Source organism: Psychrobacillus sp. FSL H8-0510, from assembly GCF_038008345.1.
Classification (GTDB): domain Bacteria; phylum Bacillota; class Bacilli; order Bacillales_A; family Planococcaceae; genus Psychrobacillus; species Psychrobacillus psychrotolerans.
This window is the reverse complement of sequence record NZ_JBBOYZ010000001.1, coordinates 2,354,044-2,371,148: the sequence shown is the minus strand read 5'-3', so window position 1 is coordinate 2,371,148 and position 17,105 is coordinate 2,354,044. Positions and strand designations below refer to the sequence as shown.

The 17,105-nt window shown below is 34.2% G+C and carries 16 protein-coding genes and 1 pseudogene; 14 read left to right on the top strand and 3 right to left on the bottom strand.

Annotated elements, in window-relative coordinates; genetic code table 11:
- Positions 1-14: 14 nt before the first annotated feature.
- From MHI40_RS12015 to MHI40_RS12005, 3 genes are read right to left on the bottom strand one after another with little or no spacing between them, the layout of a single operon-like run.
- Entirely contained in the window at positions 15-1,814 is a 1,800-nt protein-coding gene (locus MHI40_RS12015) for a hypothetical protein (RefSeq protein ID WP_340762833.1), read from the bottom strand.
- Positions 1,815-2,309, bottom strand: a complete 495-nt coding sequence (locus MHI40_RS12010; RefSeq protein WP_340762832.1) for a hypothetical protein — start codon at positions 2,307-2,309, stop codon at positions 1,815-1,817. It lies immediately after the preceding gene.
- Positions 2,302-2,703, bottom strand: a complete 402-nt coding sequence (locus MHI40_RS12005; RefSeq protein ID WP_340762831.1) for a type IV pilus modification PilV family protein — start codon at positions 2,701-2,703, stop codon at positions 2,302-2,304. The genes MHI40_RS12010 and MHI40_RS12005 overlap by 8 nt, the downstream gene beginning before the upstream one ends.
- A gap of 237 nt (positions 2,704-2,940) precedes the next feature.
- On the opposite strand from MHI40_RS12005, the gene MHI40_RS12000 reads away from it, so the two are divergent.
- The 14 genes and pseudogenes from MHI40_RS12000 to MHI40_RS11935 all read left to right on the top strand — a co-directional run bounded on the left by MHI40_RS12000 (position 2,941) and on the right by MHI40_RS11935 (position 17,105).
- Complete coding sequence (locus tag MHI40_RS12000; RefSeq protein WP_340762830.1) at positions 2,941-4,302, top strand: G5 domain-containing protein; 1,362 nt, start codon at positions 2,941-2,943, stop codon at positions 4,300-4,302.
- 27 nt (positions 4,303-4,329) lie between these two features.
- Entirely contained in the window at positions 4,330-5,994 is a 1,665-nt protein-coding gene (locus MHI40_RS11995) for a GspE/PulE family protein (RefSeq protein ID WP_340762829.1), read from the top strand.
- 10 nt (positions 5,995-6,004) lie between these two features.
- Positions 6,005-7,045: a type IV pilus twitching motility protein PilT gene (locus MHI40_RS11990; protein ID WP_340762828.1), complete on the top strand. Its 1,041-nt coding sequence runs from the start codon at positions 6,005-6,007 to the stop codon at positions 7,043-7,045.
- Positions 7,045-8,250, top strand: coding sequence for a type II secretion system F family protein (locus MHI40_RS11985; protein WP_340762827.1), 1,206 nt, complete (start codon positions 7,045-7,047; stop codon positions 8,248-8,250). The genes MHI40_RS11990 and MHI40_RS11985 overlap by 1 nt, the downstream gene beginning before the upstream one ends.
- 43 nt (positions 8,251-8,293) lie before the next feature.
- Positions 8,294-8,794 (top strand): prepilin-type N-terminal cleavage/methylation domain-containing protein, encoded by a 501-nt coding sequence (locus MHI40_RS11980; protein ID WP_340762826.1) that lies wholly within the window; start codon positions 8,294-8,296, stop codon positions 8,792-8,794.
- A gap of 126 nt (positions 8,795-8,920) precedes the next feature.
- On the top strand, positions 8,921-9,889 hold the full coding sequence (gene pilM / locus MHI40_RS11975) for a type IV pilus biogenesis protein PilM (RefSeq protein WP_340762825.1): 969 nt from the start codon (positions 8,921-8,923) through the stop codon (positions 9,887-9,889).
- Positions 9,889-10,479 (top strand): hypothetical protein, encoded by a 591-nt coding sequence (locus MHI40_RS11970; protein ID WP_340762824.1) that lies wholly within the window; start codon positions 9,889-9,891, stop codon positions 10,477-10,479. Before pilM ends, MHI40_RS11970 begins: the two co-directional genes overlap by 1 nt.
- Positions 10,476-11,219 carry a hypothetical protein gene (locus MHI40_RS11965; RefSeq protein ID WP_340762823.1) on the top strand — a complete coding sequence of 248 codons (744 nt, stop codon included), beginning with the start codon at positions 10,476-10,478 and terminating at the stop codon, positions 11,217-11,219. The genes MHI40_RS11970 and MHI40_RS11965 overlap by 4 nt, the downstream gene beginning before the upstream one ends.
- A 12-nt stretch (positions 11,220-11,231) precedes the next feature.
- On the top strand, positions 11,232-11,987 hold the full coding sequence (locus MHI40_RS11960) for a prepilin peptidase (RefSeq protein WP_340762821.1): 756 nt from the start codon (positions 11,232-11,234) through the stop codon (positions 11,985-11,987).
- 85 nt (positions 11,988-12,072) lie between these two features.
- Complete coding sequence (locus MHI40_RS11955) at positions 12,073-12,714, top strand: hypothetical protein (RefSeq protein WP_340762820.1); 642 nt, start codon at positions 12,073-12,075, stop codon at positions 12,712-12,714.
- A 94-nt stretch (positions 12,715-12,808) separates the two neighbouring features.
- Entirely contained in the window at positions 12,809-13,411 is a 603-nt protein-coding gene (locus MHI40_RS11950; protein WP_093537006.1) for a Maf family protein, read from the top strand.
- Between the two features lie 23 nt (positions 13,412-13,434).
- Positions 13,435-13,971, top strand: a pseudogene (radC, locus tag MHI40_RS11945) (RadC family protein); the annotation flags it as partial.
- Between the two features lie 131 nt (positions 13,972-14,102).
- Positions 14,103-15,188 carry a tyrosine-type recombinase/integrase gene (locus MHI40_RS11940; RefSeq protein ID WP_340758916.1) on the top strand — a complete coding sequence of 362 codons (1,086 nt, stop codon included), beginning with the start codon at positions 14,103-14,105 and terminating at the stop codon, positions 15,186-15,188.
- Between the two features lie 3 nt (positions 15,189-15,191).
- Positions 15,192-17,105 (top strand): tyrosine-type recombinase/integrase, encoded by a 1,914-nt coding sequence (locus MHI40_RS11935; RefSeq protein WP_340761468.1) that lies wholly within the window; start codon positions 15,192-15,194, stop codon positions 17,103-17,105.

The window sequence follows — 17,105 nt, the reverse complement described above, 5'->3', positions numbered from 1 at the left end:
CTGTGAGGTTATTTTTATATTTTTCTTTCTTTTACAAGTGGTGGTTCAACTTTGTAGATTATAGGTTCTGGTTGTTTGAGATTTGAGAATGTTTCTATTATTTCTTGATCGTAAATAATTTGTAATCGGGATTCTCTAGTTTTTTGACCGGCTTCACCTTCGAAATAACGGCTGGTAGTAATATAATTTGCGCCTGGGAAATTTTGACTGCTTGCTCTTCCTCTAATTGCATTTAAAACGATTCTTCTCGCAGAAATTCCACCTTCAATTCTTATATTTGAGCCTACGCCAAAAATCTCTAAGTCTTGTTCTGAATAGAAAAATCCTTTAATTTGACTAGGTGTATCTTGGTTGACCGAGTTATTAGAAATTTTAATTTGCTTTTGTGAAAAGATTATCAAAGAACCTTGTTTTCCATTTGCTAGTGGTTTTCCGTTAATAGTTGAGTACTCTATATTTACTTCACCTTCTACGTATAAAAGTACATTGCTTCTTAAATTTGCTCCCTGGATATTTACGTTGCCTTCTACGTATATAGGACCATCTAATGTAATATTTGAGTAAGCATTTGGATTATTGGAGGTACTATTATTTCCTATTTGGAGGTCGCCGCCTACATACAAACCTTTAGTAAAGGTAGAGTTGGAATTGTATATAGCAAGATTTCCAATCGTTGAAAACTGATTAAAAATGTTGTTACCACTCATTTCAAAAGAACCATTTTCTTTTTCGGTATAATTGTATTTATATTCAATACATCCAAGGAACCAACGTATGCAATCTCCTTTTGTCTTTTCAGTATAAGTAGGAATTATTTTGGAATTACTTTTGTTAACATTTATAATTGGATCTTTATTTATCCCAGTAGAATAATATTCACCGGATTTTAAATAAAATATTTCTTTTTGATCAGTTATTCCAATAGGACTTACCACAGGATCCCTTTGTACAATTTTAGGGACTTTTTCTCCTGAAAATAAATTTTTCATATCAGAAGTTTTATTATAAGTTGTACCAGAAAAGTCATTCCTATTTATATGGTTATTGTAGCCGGTATTTGAAGTCTGCTTATAACTATCCTTACCTAACACTATTTTTGAATTTACGGATCCATCAGAAGGGATTGATTCTGGTAATAGACTTGGAATCCACTGTTCTCCATTTAAATAAGCGTAACCATAATTTCTAGTAATAATATTCCCATCTACTTTAAAATCACCCTTTACAGTGACACCGCCATGTAAATATAAATTACCTTCTCCATTTTGTATCCCATCTTTTTTATTGATATTTGTCCCAACTGCGTATTTCAATGTTTCAGGAGCGGATTCTGCACCAATTTCAATTTCAGTCAAAAGTATTTTAGTAGAATCACCAGATTTTCCTTTACTTTCAAATACAATAGATTTTCTAAGTTCATTTTCAATTGTGGGTTTGTTCTTTTCGAAAGTAGGTTTAATTTCTTTTATACAAGCGTTATAGCTGCCTGTCTTCCCGTTAGGGTCTGCTATAGATCCACCCGAAGTGCACTTATATTTATTAACTGTAGTATTTAACAAGTTAATAAAGTTTGTGCGAGTGAGACCATTATTTTCTTCTATTTTTTTGGTGAGCTCCGAATTAATTTCATGAGTAATTCGATCAATTCCTTTTTCAGAAAGATCTTGAGATTGTATATTATCTTCTCTTATTTCATTTTTAGACATACCGCTAATACTTATTGATAACAGACTAAGACCTAAAATACTGAACAATATTAAGATAACAAGTGTGATTAGTAAAGTGTTGCCATGCTGTTTACTTAAAATAGGCATCTAACTGTCCTCCTTGTCATTAATTGTTCTTATTTCATTTTCAAATTGTATTTCATTATTCCTTTTTTTATTTATTAAGATTAAATTAATCTTATAGAGGCCGTTATCTACTTTTTCTAGTGTTGAATTGTTAGAAATACTTATATTCTTATTGCTCGTATTAAATAAATCGCCGTGGATAAGTAACCTGCCATTTTCAAATCCAGTTTTATACGTTGAACCGGAATTTGTAACGATGAAATAGTTTCGGTTCGAGTATTTATCTGGGAAGGTGGATATTTCAGTTTCTTTTGTAGTGTATATTTCTTTTACTAGCACAGCCATTAAATAATCGCCTTCGTCTCTTAAAGAGTTTGTAGATTTAATATTTTCATAATGGTCTAAACCTTTCGATAATAGATTGAAAGCAAAGAAAGACAATGTTATTGTAATAATAAGAGAGGCAAGTAATTCAATAAGCGTAAGACCTTTTTGATTTAGAATGTTATTATTCATATGTTATGTACCCTTCTACTGAGCTATTTGTCTTATTTGTACTTGAAGTAACTGTAACAATCACGCTAATCATCTTTAATTCCTTTTCCTTATTTGTTTGTGATGCATCTATTGTTACCTTGTAGTCCTTATCATTTATACGGGCTATATGATTTTTCGTTTCTTTATATAACGCTAAAGACTTTGAGTCTACTTTACTCAGGCGTTCAAAGGGATTTAGTTTTATTCGCTCTAATTCTGCATCAGCTAAATAAACTAATACTAATTTTTCATTGTTACTACTAGTGATTTTGTTTGAATTTATAAAAAATTGGGAAAAGGATATTAATATTATAGCGATAATAACAAGTGATCCTAGAACTTCCACTAAGGAGAATCCTTTCTCATCTTCCAAATTTTTACCTCCTCTTATTATAATGAGATTAGTATTAGATTCATCATATAGAAACAATAGAAAATTTTCAAATAATACTTTTATATTAACTGAATTTTAAAAGATGATACTTTAGTCTTGTGCATTATATTTATTTTTAAGTTATCATAATTTTTGTGAGGTAAATTTGGAGATTTAGGACTATTATTAGAATTAATTGAAACGTATTATATTTATTGATTTTAAGGAAGTGAAAATTTGAAATTTATTTATAAGACTTTTGTGCTAGTTGTTTTAATGCTAGTATTAGTATATTTAGGGACTTATCAACTTACACAATCACTTCAACAAGTGAGCGCCAATAGTGAAAATGTAAATTCCAGTATTGCTGGAATTATAGTGGAAGACTTAAAGAAGGAAGAAATTATAGATTTATTGAATTCAGAAATCGAGAATTGGCAACAAGATTCAATACATATTATTGGGAATGGAACGGATATAATTTTATCATCAGAATGGTTTGAGTTTGATGTGAAAGGCACGGTAGAAGAGTATCTTTATCGGACAAATAAACCATGGTTTGCTTTTTGGGAATCAGAACCATTAGTTCAGATGTCTTTGATTGTGAATTTACAGGAAGATTTAAAACATGAGCTTCAAAAGAGTTCTCATTTAAATTTAGAAGAAACGCTGAATAATATTAAGATAGCTGCTGAGAACTTATCAAAGGAGCCTATCGAATCTGTAATTTTAGATGCTTCAATACTTGAATCTGAGCGGTTGGCTTTTAGTTTAGTACCCGCGTCAGCAGATTTAATAGGTTTGCCTCAAATAATTGAGGTTTTGGATGAAACAGTTCTTTATTCTGGAGGAGAGATATCTTTCAACAATTTTTTGAACGACAGTAATATAGCCTATAATGACAAAACGGTTGATTTTATTGCTTCAGCATTATATAGCACGGTGTTGAGCACAAACTTTCAAATCATTGAAAGGCATTCACAAGGTATTATACCTACCTATCTAGAACCAGGGGTTGAGGTGAATGTAGAATTAGACGGATCGAAAGATTTTATATTTCTAAATAACAATGTTTCTCCAGTAATAATGAAATTGAATATGAAGGGACCTGATCTTTTAGTTGAGTTATATTCAATTCCTTCAGAAGTAAAAGCAATATATGAAGTGGTAGAAAAGGAAATTATAAATCCAAGAACAATATATCGATATTCTGCGGATATGAAAGTTGGACAAGAAGAACTAATACAAGAAGGTAAGCCTGGCCTGAGAGTTACAGTCATTAGAACTATCTCTGAAAAAAAAGGACCATTTGAAGAGCGAGAAGAGATTAGCCGTGATTATTATCCTCCCACACACAGAATTGTGATGAAATCACTCGAATCGTATTCGAAAGTATCTGATACAGATTTAGTGGAAGGAACAGATTTAAATGGTGACGGGTTGGTTGATATGAACAAGACAGAGCAAGATAATCTTGACCCTTCTGTTAATACTGAATCAGGAAGTCCAAATGAGGTGAAATCTGAGGTCGAGGATTTAGATAGTTTTCCTCCTGGAAGTTATTATGATAAGGCTGGAAATATAATTGTACCAGAATAAAAAGGGTGAAAGTTTTGAGGTGGGAATATGAGAAACAAAACTCGGAAATTATTAGGAGACTTATTAGTAGAATCTAATGTTATTTCTACAGAACAGCTGACCCATGCGCTAGATAGTAAAAATAGAGGTGAAAAACTGGGTGATTATTTAATAAGTGAAAATTTACTAACTGAGCAACAATTAATCGAAGTCCTGGAATTCCAATTAGGAATTCCCCATGTAAATCTCAATCAGCACTCGATTGATCCAGAGTTAATACAACTTGTCCCTAAAGAGTTAGCTAAACGCACTAACATCATGCCTTTGAAAAAAAATAAGAATAGATTATTAATTGCAATGGCAGATCCTATGGACTATTTTGCTATTGAAGAAGTGCGTATGGCTACAGGATGTCAAATAGAGACAAGTATCGCTGCAAAAGATGATTTATATCGAACTATCACAAAATACTATGATTTACAAGAATCAATGGATCAAGCACTAATAGATATGACGCCGACTGAAATAGAAAATGATAATCAAATTACAGATGAAGATTCACCGATAGTTCGCTTAGTAAATCAAATAATTGTAAATGGCGTGGCACAACGTTCAAGTGATATTCATTTTGATCCGCAAGAGACTGAGTTGAAAGTTAGATATCGTGTAGACGGTATGTTAAAAACGGAGAGGGCTCTTCCCAAATATATGCAAAATGTAATATTGGCTCGTATTAAAATTATGGGTAATCTAAACATTACAGAAAGTAGAATACCACAAGATGGACGAATTAAAATAACAGTAAATATGAGAGCCATAGATATTAGACTTTCTACTTTACCAACTATTTATGGTGAGAAAGTTGTTATGCGTATTCTTGATATAGGCAATGCTTTAAATGATTTAAGTAAATTAGGTTTTAATGATAAAAATTTAACTGCATTTACTAATATGATTGAACATCCCAACGGAATTGTCTTACTAACAGGACCGACGGGATCTGGGAAATCCTCCACTCTCTATGCAGCTTTAAATAAGCTGAATAACGAAAATGTTAATATCATCACTGTGGAAGATCCTGTTGAGTACCAATTGGAAGGCATCAACCAAATCCAAGTACGAGAAGAGGTTGATCTAACTTTCGCAGTAGGGCTTCGTTCAATATTGCGGCAAGATCCAGATATAGTAATGGTAGGAGAAATACGAGATTTAGAAACCGCTCAAATTGCTGTAAGAGCTTCTTTGACGGGGCATTTAGTATTAAGTACTCTTCATACTAATAGTGCTGTGGAGTCGGTATCTAGATTGAGGGATATGGGGATTGAACCATTTTTACTTTCATCATCATTGGTAGGCATAGTGGCGCAACGATTAGTAAGAAACGTTTGTAGGGATTGCGGAGAATATGTTAAACCAAACGAGCGGGAAATAGAGATCTTTTCTCAACATGGTATGACAGTGGAAAAAGTCCGGCGCGGAAGAGGTTGTCCAGCCTGTAACAATACAGGATACCGTGGAAGACTTGCAATCCATGAAGTACTAAAAGTTGATGAATTTGTTAAAGATATAATCCTTACTGGAAAAAGTCCTTCACTATTACAAGATCATATGAAAGATACGGGGTATTTAAGTTTACTAGAAGATGGTCTGTTGAAGGTGAAACAAGGGTTTACAACAACAGAAGAAGTCCTTCGTGTAGCTACAGTTAAATGAGGTGAGTTAGATGGAATTCAGTATCATTCAATTACTAGAAAAGACCTTACATGATAAGGCTTCAGATCTTCATTTAACAGTAGGAATAACGCCAGTTTTTCGTATAAATGGAAGTCTAAAATCCTATGGAGCTAATATATTAACAGAAAAGGATACGATTAGAATGTTGGGAGAGTTACTAACTCCTAAAGAGATGGAAGAGTTTGAATTAAAGGGAGAAATTGATTTTAGTTATGCTTTACCTGAACTATGTCGATTCCGCATTAATGCATACCGGCAACAAAACAATGTAGCCATTGCTATAAGAATGATCGAATATAGAATTCCATCTTTAGAGGCATTGGGAATGCCTAATGTACTTTATGCACTTGCGGACAAACCCCAAGGGCTTATATTAGTAACAGGCCCGACTGGTTCTGGTAAATCTACTACGCTAGCTTCAATGATAGATTATATTAATTCAACTACTTCTAGGCATATTATTACGTTAGAAGATCCGATTGAATATGTACATACACATAAAAAATCAATTGTTAATCAGAGGGAAGTAGGTTCTGATACCAAAAGTTTTTCGAATGGATTAAGAGCTGCTTTAAGACAAGACCCTGATGTTATTTTAGTAGGTGAAATGCGGGATTTAGAAACAATTTCTACTGCAATTACTGCTGCAGAGACAGGGCATTTAGTGATGGCAACTCTCCATACTAGCAGTGCACCTACTACTATAGATAGAATAATTGATGTGTTTCCCCCACATCAACAAGGTCAAATAAGGATACAGCTAGCGAACGTACTGCAAGGAATCATTTCGCAACGATTATTCATTAGTAAAGACGAAACAGGTCGTGTAGCTGCAACCGAAATTCTTCTGCAAACACCATCTGTCGCGAATCTTATTCGTAATGAAAAGGTACATCAAATCCAAAATGTTATGCAAACTAGTCGTTCTCTCGGTATGCATACACTAGATTCATCTATCCAACAATTAATAACAACAGGCAAAATTTCTTTAGAAGTTGCTAAACCATATATGAATGTAGGTGACTACTAATGGTGGTTTATAAATATATAGGTAGAACATCAAGAGGAACTGTTAAAAAGGGTATTGTTGATGCTACGAACAAACAGATGGCTATTACTAGGCTGCGTACACAAGGCATAAATCCGAGGGAAATAGAAGAGTCTAAGAGTATTCTTCACAAAGAGTTATCTATTGGTGGGAAAGTACGAAACCAAGATTTTGTTATATATAGTAGACAATTTGCTACTCTTATAAGAGCTGGCGTTTCTATTTTAGAATCTACTAAAATATTAGCTGAGCAGACTTCTAGTAAGCCTTTAAAAAAGGGACTGCAGTCTGTAGAGGAGGATGTACGTTCAGGTGTCTCCTTTTCAGATGCAGCATCTAAGAATCCAAAAGTTTTCCCTGCTTTATTTGTGAATATGATTCGTGCTGGTGAGGCTACTGGTAATCTAGATGAATCGCTAGAACGATTAGCATTCTCTTATGAAAAACAATTTAATTTGCAGAAAAAAGTTCAGTCTACTATGGCATATCCATTAGTTTTGCTTTTTTTAACTATGGTCGTCTCGATATTTTTAATGCTAACAATTGTTCCCCAGTTTGTTTCCATGTTCGATGATATGGGAGCAGAATTACCTCTTATTACTAAAATGGTAATGGCGATTAGTGAATCATTACAATCATCCTGGTATATATTTTTGGCATTCTTCTTAATTGTTGCTATTATCTTTAACTTTTTATTTAAAAGAAATGAGAAATTCAACTATTCTATCCATTTATTGTTGCTGAAGCTACCCGTATTTGGAAAGTTGCTTCAAAAGTCAGCGATCGCGCGAATGACCAGAACTCTTTCCTCTCTTTTCAGTAGTTCAGTACCTATCTTGCAAGCATTAACTATTGTTGAAAAAGTTATTGGTAATCCAGTCGTGGGTAAAGTAGTAAGAGAATCGAGGGCTAGTCTTGAACAAGGGAGCACATTATCGGCACCACTTGCAAAGAGTTGGATCTTTCCACCTTTGGTTACGCAAATGACTTCAATTGGCGAATCTACTGGGTCACTTGACTATATGCTTGAAAAAATAGCTGACTTTTACGAGGATGACGTAGATCGTACTGTTGATACGCTCAAATCATTAATCGAGCCGCTGATGATTGTGTTCTTAGCTGGAATTGTAGGAACGATAGTAATGGCGATAATGATACCAATGTTTAGTATGTACGAACAAATTTAATAGGTTTTTAATAAATTTCCACTTGAAGGAGGTGAAAAAATTCATGCTGAACGAAATGAATGAACTAAATGAAATGACAAATAAAGGAGCTAATTATATGAAAAAAATGAAGCAATTATTAAAAAATCAAAAAGGTCTAACACTAATCGAGCTATTAGCTGTAATCGTAATCTTAGCTATTGTAGCTGCTATTGCTGTACCAGCGATTGGGAATATTATTGAAAACAGCAAATATAATGCAGTGAAAGCAGATGCTACTAATGTTTTAAGTGCTGCTCAGTTATATTATACCGACGGACCTAAAGATGGAGACCCAAATCCAATCACTGTAGCAAAACTAGTCGAGTATAACTATTTAGAATCACCTGGTAGTATACCGACGACTGCTACAGTTGCAAAAGCTAGTCCGAGTACTATAACTACATCCCCGATTAATTATTCTAATGGTAAAACTGTCACTTTTAGTAGTTCAACTCTTAAAATGGTTAATGATGATAAACAAAAGGGTAGTGAAACTGGTAATAAAACTATACCGAAACCTTAAATTAGAAAAGAATATTTACAGTCACTACAGCAGCACAACGCTGCTGTAGTCTCTTAGTTTTATCTTTGAGTAAATGAGTACTTCATTTCCTGAACCATAAAACTAATTACAGCTGGGGGAGAAGAAATGTTTAAAAAGAAAGCAAAGCGCTACGTAGCCTTAGATTTAAATGAATACATAGTAAGAGCACTAGTAATGGCTAGCCCAGATATTGAACAAGCTGATGTTTACGAGTACCCTTTAAATAAAGGTATTTTTGAAAATGATATATTAATAGATGAAATGGCTTTATATGAAATGATGAAGACATGTATACAAGAATGGGATATTAAGCGTTATAATGTGCGGTTTTTTGTTCCAGACAGTACAGTTATGCTGAAAACATTTGAGCATCCTTCTGATGTAAATTCTGCTAAGTTAAAAGGGTTTGTGGAGATGGAGTTAGGTCAAACTATTCATTTACCTTTCTCTCAGCCCCTTATAGATGTATTTGATAGTAATCCAAATGACGGAGAAGCGATTCTTTTTGCTGCACCATCTGAAGAAGTAAATAAAATTGCTGGTTTATTAGATGATTTGCATTTGGAACCAACTACTGCAGATGTTCGATCATTAGCTACGATTCGTTTTTTAGAGAACACCATCGGTCTAGAAGAAAAAATGAGTTATTTAATTTCAGAATGGACCATTTCTGGTGTATCTATTAGTATTTATACAGGAGGAAAAGTAGAATTTCTTCGTTATCAATCTATCGATACATTTAATGAAAAATGGCAGAGCAAAAATGACAGTGATGAAATTACTTTTAGGTATGATGGGGACTTGGAAGAGTACCATGCCCAATTGATTGATCAAATTGCTGAGATTGATCGAATTCTGAATTTTTATCGTTTCTCTTTATATAAAGGTGAAAGAGCGGTAGACGAAATCATTACTTTGGGTGATTCGCCAGAAATGAATTATATCGCTTATGAAATGAAAGCGAATTTTGATACCCCGGTAAGATATATAGATGATTCTCAAGTTCAAATATATCATCCTAATTTGAAATCTAAGCATATTCCACTTATTGGACTAGTATATAGGGAGGCATAATGATGGTTCCAGAAATAAATTTATTGCCTAAAAGGGAACGCCAAAAGTCCAATTTTATTTTAATTTTAGCTATTAGTTTAGTTTTACTTATTACAGTAATACTATTGCTATTTATACAGTATTTTTCTGTTAAAGGAGATATAGAAACTCTTACAGCCGAAGAAACCTATACTGTTGCAGAGAAAGAAGATTTAACGCAACTTGTCAATGAGATAAATATGTCTGGGCAAGGTGATTTGCAGACTTCTGTCACTTTCGCTGAAAGTGTATCTAAACCAGTGAGTCCTTTACTGATTGAAGTGAATACGTTATTGGAAAAACATACTTACTTACGTCAATTTGAATTTGTGAACCAAACTATACTTATTTCAGTAGATGTTGAAACAATGACAAGTTTGTCTAAATTCGTTGATAAATTATTAGTAAGTAATTATTTTTCAGATGTAAAAGTGGAAAGTGTCACTAATTTTGATTTGTCTAATTCTTCGGAGAGTGAAGAAAAAAAGTTTGAGATTATACCTCGCTATTCAGCAATCATAAATTTGAATATTGATCAATCTTATTTAGAAAATGGAGGTGTTACTCCATGAATGATTTAGTTAATGATAAAAAAACGGCATATATATTAATAACCACTCTAGTGATAGTTCTGTTAGGGGCAGTTTACTATTTTATCCTACAGCCATTAAAAAGTGAAAAAGTTTCAAAAGAATTAAGTGTAGAAGTTTTACATGGAGAGGTTGCTTCTTTGAAGGAAGAGTATTCCTCTACTCAATTAAACGATAATGCAACGGAGAATACATTCTATTTAAAAACGCAAGTTCCATTGACTCGGGAATTAAATGAACTCATTCGTTCAATGGAAGAAATAGAATTGATTAGTGATTCTAAAATAGTTTCTGTTGAGTTTAATAATTATGATGGGACACTTGAAGATGCTCAGTTATTACCTGAAACTCCTGAAGGAGATGGAGATACTGAAACGCAAAGCGGTAGTGAAACAACAGGTGAGTCAACTGAAGAAACAACAGGTAGAACGACTGAAGAAGATACTAATGGAATGTCGGAAGAACCGCCTGTTTCTCCTGTCTCAGAAGTAGGTCTACCGGAAAATTTAAAATTAATAACATTCAATATATCTATATTGGCTAAAAACTATGATCAACTAGTTTTATTTGTAGAAGAAATCGAAAATTTACAACGTATATACCGGGTTGATCAGATTACTTTGTCTGCTCCTGGAGAGGATCAACTATTGGAAAAGGAAGCATCCGATGACCTGGAAGCTATAATACAGCTTACTACGTTTTATCATGAAGAACTGGAATGATGGGGAATTACAATGACAATTATCTATATTTTTTTATTTTTCATATACGGACTAGTTTTCGGTTCTTTCTTTAACGTAGTAGGATTACGCGTTCCAAAAGGAGAATCGATTGTTCGGCCACCTTCCCATTGTACGGTTTGTGATCGTAATTTGACGGTTAAAGACTTGGTGCCTGTCTTTTCCTATGTATTTTTAAAAGGAAAGTGCCGCGGGTGTGGGACGAAGATACATTGGGTGTATCCAGTAATGGAACTAGCCACTGGACTATTATTTGCTTTTGCTTATTATCAGCTAGGCTTCACATTGGAGTTAGTAGTTGCGCTATTATTTATTTCTCTTTTAGTTATTATTACAGTGTCAGATATTGCGTATATGCTTATTCCGGATAAAATTCTATTATTCTTTTTAATTCCTTTAATCGTGTTGCGAGTATTTGAACCACTTAGTCCTTGGTGGGATAGTATTGTTGGTGCGGTTGTTGGGTTTGGGGTTTTATTACTCATTGCGATTGTGTCTAAAGGTGGCATGGGCGGAGGAGATATTAAGTTATTCTTTGTTATTGGTTTGGTGTTAGGGTGGGTTCCGACTTTACTAACTCTATTCCTTGCTTCTATTATCGGTACGGTTATTGGTGTTATTTCTTTGAGACGAACGAAACAAGGTAGAAAAACACCGATTCCATTTGGACCATCGATAGCGATAGCCGCTATTATTGCTTATTTTTATGGTGAGTCGCTTGTCGATTGGTATGTGAATTTGTTTTTTTAACTCGATAACTTTTTTGGACGAGCCGACATGGGTCTCGTCTTTTTTTATAATCTTCGTGATAAGGTTATGAAAAAGAGGTGATTCTATGCCAATTGGTAGACGCAGTAATACGCGAAAAAAAGTAATACTAGCAGGGGTGCAAGGGTTGATCATTGGCGTTGTTGGAGTACTATTGTTCGGATTAATATTAAACTTAGCGAATGATAAGAAAGTAAAAAGTGAAGAAGTCAAAATTACGACTCCAACCGATGAGAAAGATAAGGTGGAGGCCACAAGTGAAGTAGAGGGGAAATCTCTTCCGTTTCAAGCGAAACAATATGGCATGTTCACTTCCAAAGATAGCGCGATGTCCTTCATCGGTTCTCAGCCCTCTCTTGCTAAAGCAAGTGTTTTTCAGGTAGGGAATGAGTTTTTTGTGTGGAGTGATTTGTATGTTACGACGATACCGACGCAAGAAGCAGAGGTGCTGCCTACCTTTGTGAAAAGTTTGTATGTTTCAACGAATACGTGTGATGATCCTAAAGTGAAAAAAGTGATAGATTTAATACAACAAGAGAATTTGACTAAAAATTTCTTTGAGTCTATTGCTAAAAAAGAAGATTATCCAGCTGATTTAATGGAGATAGTGCAAGCTATATCAGCGTTTTCGGACTCTCCATCTATTCTGAGAATGCATGTTTTTTCCCATTATGCTTCGACGAACAATTGCATAAAATTGAATTTTTAATGCCTTTTTAGGGGAAGAATTGAATTGCTGTTTTTTATACACAATTTCCATTTTTTCAATAGTTTTGTATGCTATTGAAAAGGGGGAATATAAAATGAAACTAACATCTGATCACCATTTTATTTTAGCTAGTGAGTCACCTAGGAGAAAGGAGCTTTTTGCTAAATTCGGCATTCCATTTGAAGTGATAGCTTCAGGAGCGGTGGAAATAGTGGAAAAAAATCTTTCGGTAGAAGAAGTGGCTAGGAATATCGCCATTAGCAAAACAACTGCAATCCTAAAGGAGAATCCCAGCGCAATTGTCATAGCTGCGGATACAATTGTAAGCTTTGAAAATGAGTTTTTGATGAAACCGAAAGATAATGCGGAAGCAAAAACCTTTCTTCAAAAACTATCTGGAAATACCCATCAAGTGACAACAGGGGTTGCTATTTATGGGGGAAATATTTCTGTAAGCTTTGCTGAAACTACTTCTGTAAAGTTTTTTGAACTCTCTGAAGATCAAATAGATGCTTATGTGGCAACGGGAGATTCTTTAGATAAAGCAGGGGGGTATGGAATTCAAACGATGGGTGGATTGTTCGTTGAAAGTATCCAGGGAGATTATAATAATGTCATTGGACTTCCGATCAGTCGCTTGTTTAGAGCGTTATTGTCACTACGCTTGATAGAAGTGGAGCGTGTGGTGAATACATGAATACTAAATTACCACCTTCTTTGATGATACGTGATGTTCATGTATCTGATCGTCCTAGAGAAAGACTAGTTAGACAAGGCGCTTCCAGTTTGTCTAACCAAGAATTGATCGCAATCCTGCTTCGTACCGGAACGAAGCAGGAATCGGTTCTTCACCTCGCCAATCGTGTCCTCAATTATTTTGAACAAATCCAAGAATTAAAAAATGCTTCCATCGAAGAAATAACTGCTGTTAAAGGTATTGGCCAAGCTAAAGCTGTCCAACTACTTGCGGCAGTCGAACTTGGTAAACGTCTATCTCAACAAAAGACAGACGACAAGTTTACTATACGATCCCCGAAAGACGCTGCTACCTACTTAATGGCAGATATGACCTCATTGAACCAAGAGCATTTCGTAGCACTTTTCCTTAATGTCAAAAATCAAATCCTTCATAAACAAACAATATTTATCGGCTCACTTAATGCCTCTATTGTGCACCCGAGGGAAATCTTCCGCGAAGCTGTAAAACGTTCAGCTGCCTCGATAATTTGCGCACATAATCATCCCTCTGGTAATCCCATAAACATAGTATCCTAAACTAGAGTACTCTAAGTACTTAAAGTTTAGGATTTTTTTAATTCAATACTTTAACTAATGAATAAATATAGGTATTATTTATAGGAGTTAAGGTATTTAAAGGTGGTGGAGAAATGAAAGTTCAAAAAGTAGTTGTTGAGGAAAAATCATATCCATTATACATACTATTAGACAAAAATTTTGAAGTGGTAGAACCGGTTAAGAGATATATAAAGTACTTGGATAATACGGGGAAAGCGCCAAATACGATTAAAACATATTGTTATCATCTCAAGCTGTTTTATGAATTTATGAGCCAAAGAGGAATTAGATTAGAAGATTTGAAATTCGAGGAAATGTCAAACTTTGTGGGATGGTTAAGAAATCCAACGGGGGAGGTAAAGGTAATAGATTTACAACCAAAGAAGGCTAAAAGAGAAGAAACATCTGTTAATGCCATACTTAATGCTGTAACTAGTTTCTTAGAGTATTTAAATCGTACAGGAGATTTTAAAGCTATAGATATGACTAAAGAAGCGAGGGGAAGAAATTTCAAGGGGTTTCTTCACCATATTTCTAAAGGTAAATCTTATCAAAAAAATATTTTAAAGCTTAGGGTCAAAAAGAAACTTGTACAAGTATTAGAACACGAACAAGTTAAAGCAATAATCGATGCGTGTCATACAAAAAGGGATAAGTTACTTATTATGCTTATGTATGAAGGAGGACTTCGGGTAGGAGAGGTATTATCCCTTCGTATCGAAGATATTTCTACTTGGGATAATCAGATTAATATCATGCCAAGAGATCACAACGAAAATGGGGCTTATATTAAGCTTAGAAAAGAACGAACAATCGATGTTAGCAAGGAATTAATGGCTTTATACACCGATTATTTAGTTCATGAATATGGGGAAGATTTGGAGCATGATTATATATTTATAAATCTCAAAGAATCTTATTTTGGGAAACCTCTAAAATATCAAAGTGTATTAGATCTTATAAGGCGATTGGTGAAACGGACAGGGATTACCTTCACTGCCCATATGTTGCGTCATACGCATGCCACAGAACTCATTAGAAGTGGATGGGATGCTGCTTACGTACAAAAAAGGTTAGGTCATGCACATGTACAAACAACACTTGATACATACGTTCATCTTTCTGATCAAGATATGAAAAATGAATATAAAGCGTATCTCCAAGGGAGAGAAACATAAAAAATGAAATTTCCAAGCGTTGCAACAAATCGAAAGCTCGTCACTAACACAGAGATTAATAAAAAAATAGCGGATATGACTAGTGTCTTACAAGGGTTTTGGGCAGCAGATAGATGGGATATAAGAATTTGCCCACATCCTAGTGCGATAGAGTTAAGTAAGAATCCTTCGTTAAGAAATCGTTGGGTAAATTTTGATAAAGTAGAAAACATCTGGTTAAAAACAGAATTAAAATACTTTTATTATGTTCTCTTAAATAATGGAACTTGGAGTGCAAAAACTGTTTGGATTAGAAAAGGAACAGTGATAAGTCGAATGTTGGGGTTTTTAAATTTAAAATATCCCGATATTACCTCTATAACTGAAGTACCTATAGTAAAAGCTTTGACGGAATACCGAACTTACTTAGTAGAACAAGGAATAAAATCTACGACTAAAAATTACAAGCTTGATATAAATCAAAATAAAATTTCTGTGCAAGCGAACTCCTACTACGTTACTAATTTAAAACAGTTTATGGAGTTCTATGAGGATTTCTATTTTGATGGTGAAGAATGGGATAAAGATGTTTGGGATCTAAGAAAACTTTCATTGCCGGAAGATAAGATAAATCCAACGTCCTACGAATATACAATCAATTTCAAGGGTTTTGAAAATGATTATTTTAAAGAAATCGTCAAGCGATATTGTAAGTTAATGTTAAATACACGTAGCTTTTCCCATGTAGTTGATATGGCGTCAAAATTAAGAGAGTTTTTTAATTTTATAAATACAAATTGTGAAGGCATACGAAGGATTCATCAATTAACTAGGAATGAAGTTGAGCAATATTTAAATGAAATTAATTTAAAAGGTTTAAAACCTAGTACTGCGACTGGACGAATATCTACTTTAGAAGTTTTTTTCTCTACACTTCAAAGGTTTGATTGGAAGGATTCGCCTTCCCAAATCCTTATCTTTCGAGAAGATTATCCTAAAGTGCCGAAGGCACAACCACGTTATATAGATGAACATGTCCTTGAACAATTAAATGTTAAATTGGATAAATTGGAACCTTATATGGCTGCAATGGTTATGGTACTTCAAGAATGCGGAATGCGTATCGGTGAACTTTGTACATTGAAAAAAGGGAGTGTCATAACAGATAAAGAAGGGGATTGCTTTTTAAAGTATTATCAGTGGAAAATGAAGAAAGAACATACCATTCCTATTTCTAAAGAAATTGCTGCATTGATATTGGTTCAAGAGCAAAGAGTGGCTTATGAACTTGACGATGGATGTGTATATGTATTTCCACGGAAAGATGGTTCTCCATTGAAGCAAGATACCTTTAGAGTTAAATTAAATAAATTAGCTTATGAAGAAAAGATAAAGGATAATAAAGGAGAGATTTTCCGATTTCATGCTCATGCCTTTCGGCATACAGTTGGCACTAGAATGATAAACAACGGAGTGCCACAGCATATTGTTCAAAAATTCTTAGGGCATGAATCACCAGAAATGACTGCAAGATATGCCCATATTTTTGATGAAACTCTAAAGAAAGAGTTCATAAAGTTTAAGGAAACTTTGGTGACGAATAGCGGTAGCATTCTGGATTTAACCGAAGAAAATACTGAAGCTGACAATACAGATCTTCAATGGTTTAAAAAAAATATCAATGCACAAGCACTTCCTAATGGCTATTGTCGTTTACCAGTAATTGCGGGACCGTGTCCTCACGCAAATGCTTGTTTAGATTGTACGAACTTCTGTACAAGTAAACAATTTCTAAATGAACATGAAGAGCACTTAGACCGAACTAAAGAAATATTAAATAGGGCTAAACAGAACCAATGGCAGCGTCAGGTTGAAACTAACGAACGTGTTAAAAATAGATTAGAGCAAATTATTCATTCGTTAAAGGAGACGAATTAA

What these genes read in the sequence shown, in the direction of transcription:
- MHI40_RS11990 (WP_340762828.1), top strand. Translation starts at nt 6,005, where the DNA reads ATGGAATTCAGTATCATTCAATTACTAGAAAAGACCTTACATGATAAG.
- MHI40_RS11940 (WP_340758916.1), top strand. Translation starts at nt 14,103, where the DNA reads ATGAAAGTTCAAAAAGTAGTTGTTGAGGAAAAATCATATCCATTATAC.
- MHI40_RS11970 (WP_340762824.1), top strand. Translation starts at nt 9,889, where the DNA reads ATGATGGTTCCAGAAATAAATTTATTGCCTAAAAGGGAACGCCAAAAG.
- MHI40_RS11960 (WP_340762821.1), top strand. Translation starts at nt 11,232, where the DNA reads ATGACAATTATCTATATTTTTTTATTTTTCATATACGGACTAGTTTTC.
- MHI40_RS12015 (WP_340762833.1), bottom strand. Translation starts at nt 1,814, where the DNA reads ATGCCTATTTTAAGTAAACAGCATGGCAACACTTTACTAATCACACTT.
- MHI40_RS11965 (WP_340762823.1), top strand. Translation starts at nt 10,476, where the DNA reads ATGAATGATTTAGTTAATGATAAAAAAACGGCATATATATTAATAACC.
- MHI40_RS11935 (WP_340761468.1), top strand. Translation starts at nt 15,192, where the DNA reads ATGAAATTTCCAAGCGTTGCAACAAATCGAAAGCTCGTCACTAACACA.
- MHI40_RS11985 (WP_340762827.1), top strand. Translation starts at nt 7,045, where the DNA reads ATGGTGGTTTATAAATATATAGGTAGAACATCAAGAGGAACTGTTAAA.
- MHI40_RS11950 (WP_093537006.1), top strand. Translation starts at nt 12,809, where the DNA reads ATGAAACTAACATCTGATCACCATTTTATTTTAGCTAGTGAGTCACCT.
- MHI40_RS11980 (WP_340762826.1), top strand. Translation starts at nt 8,294, where the DNA reads ATGCTGAACGAAATGAATGAACTAAATGAAATGACAAATAAAGGAGCT.
- MHI40_RS12010 (WP_340762832.1), bottom strand. Translation starts at nt 2,309, where the DNA reads ATGAATAATAACATTCTAAATCAAAAAGGTCTTACGCTTATTGAATTA.
- pilM (WP_340762825.1), top strand. Translation starts at nt 8,921, where the DNA reads ATGTTTAAAAAGAAAGCAAAGCGCTACGTAGCCTTAGATTTAAATGAA.
- MHI40_RS11995 (WP_340762829.1), top strand. Translation starts at nt 4,330, where the DNA reads ATGAGAAACAAAACTCGGAAATTATTAGGAGACTTATTAGTAGAATCT.
- MHI40_RS11955 (WP_340762820.1), top strand. Translation starts at nt 12,073, where the DNA reads ATGCCAATTGGTAGACGCAGTAATACGCGAAAAAAAGTAATACTAGCA.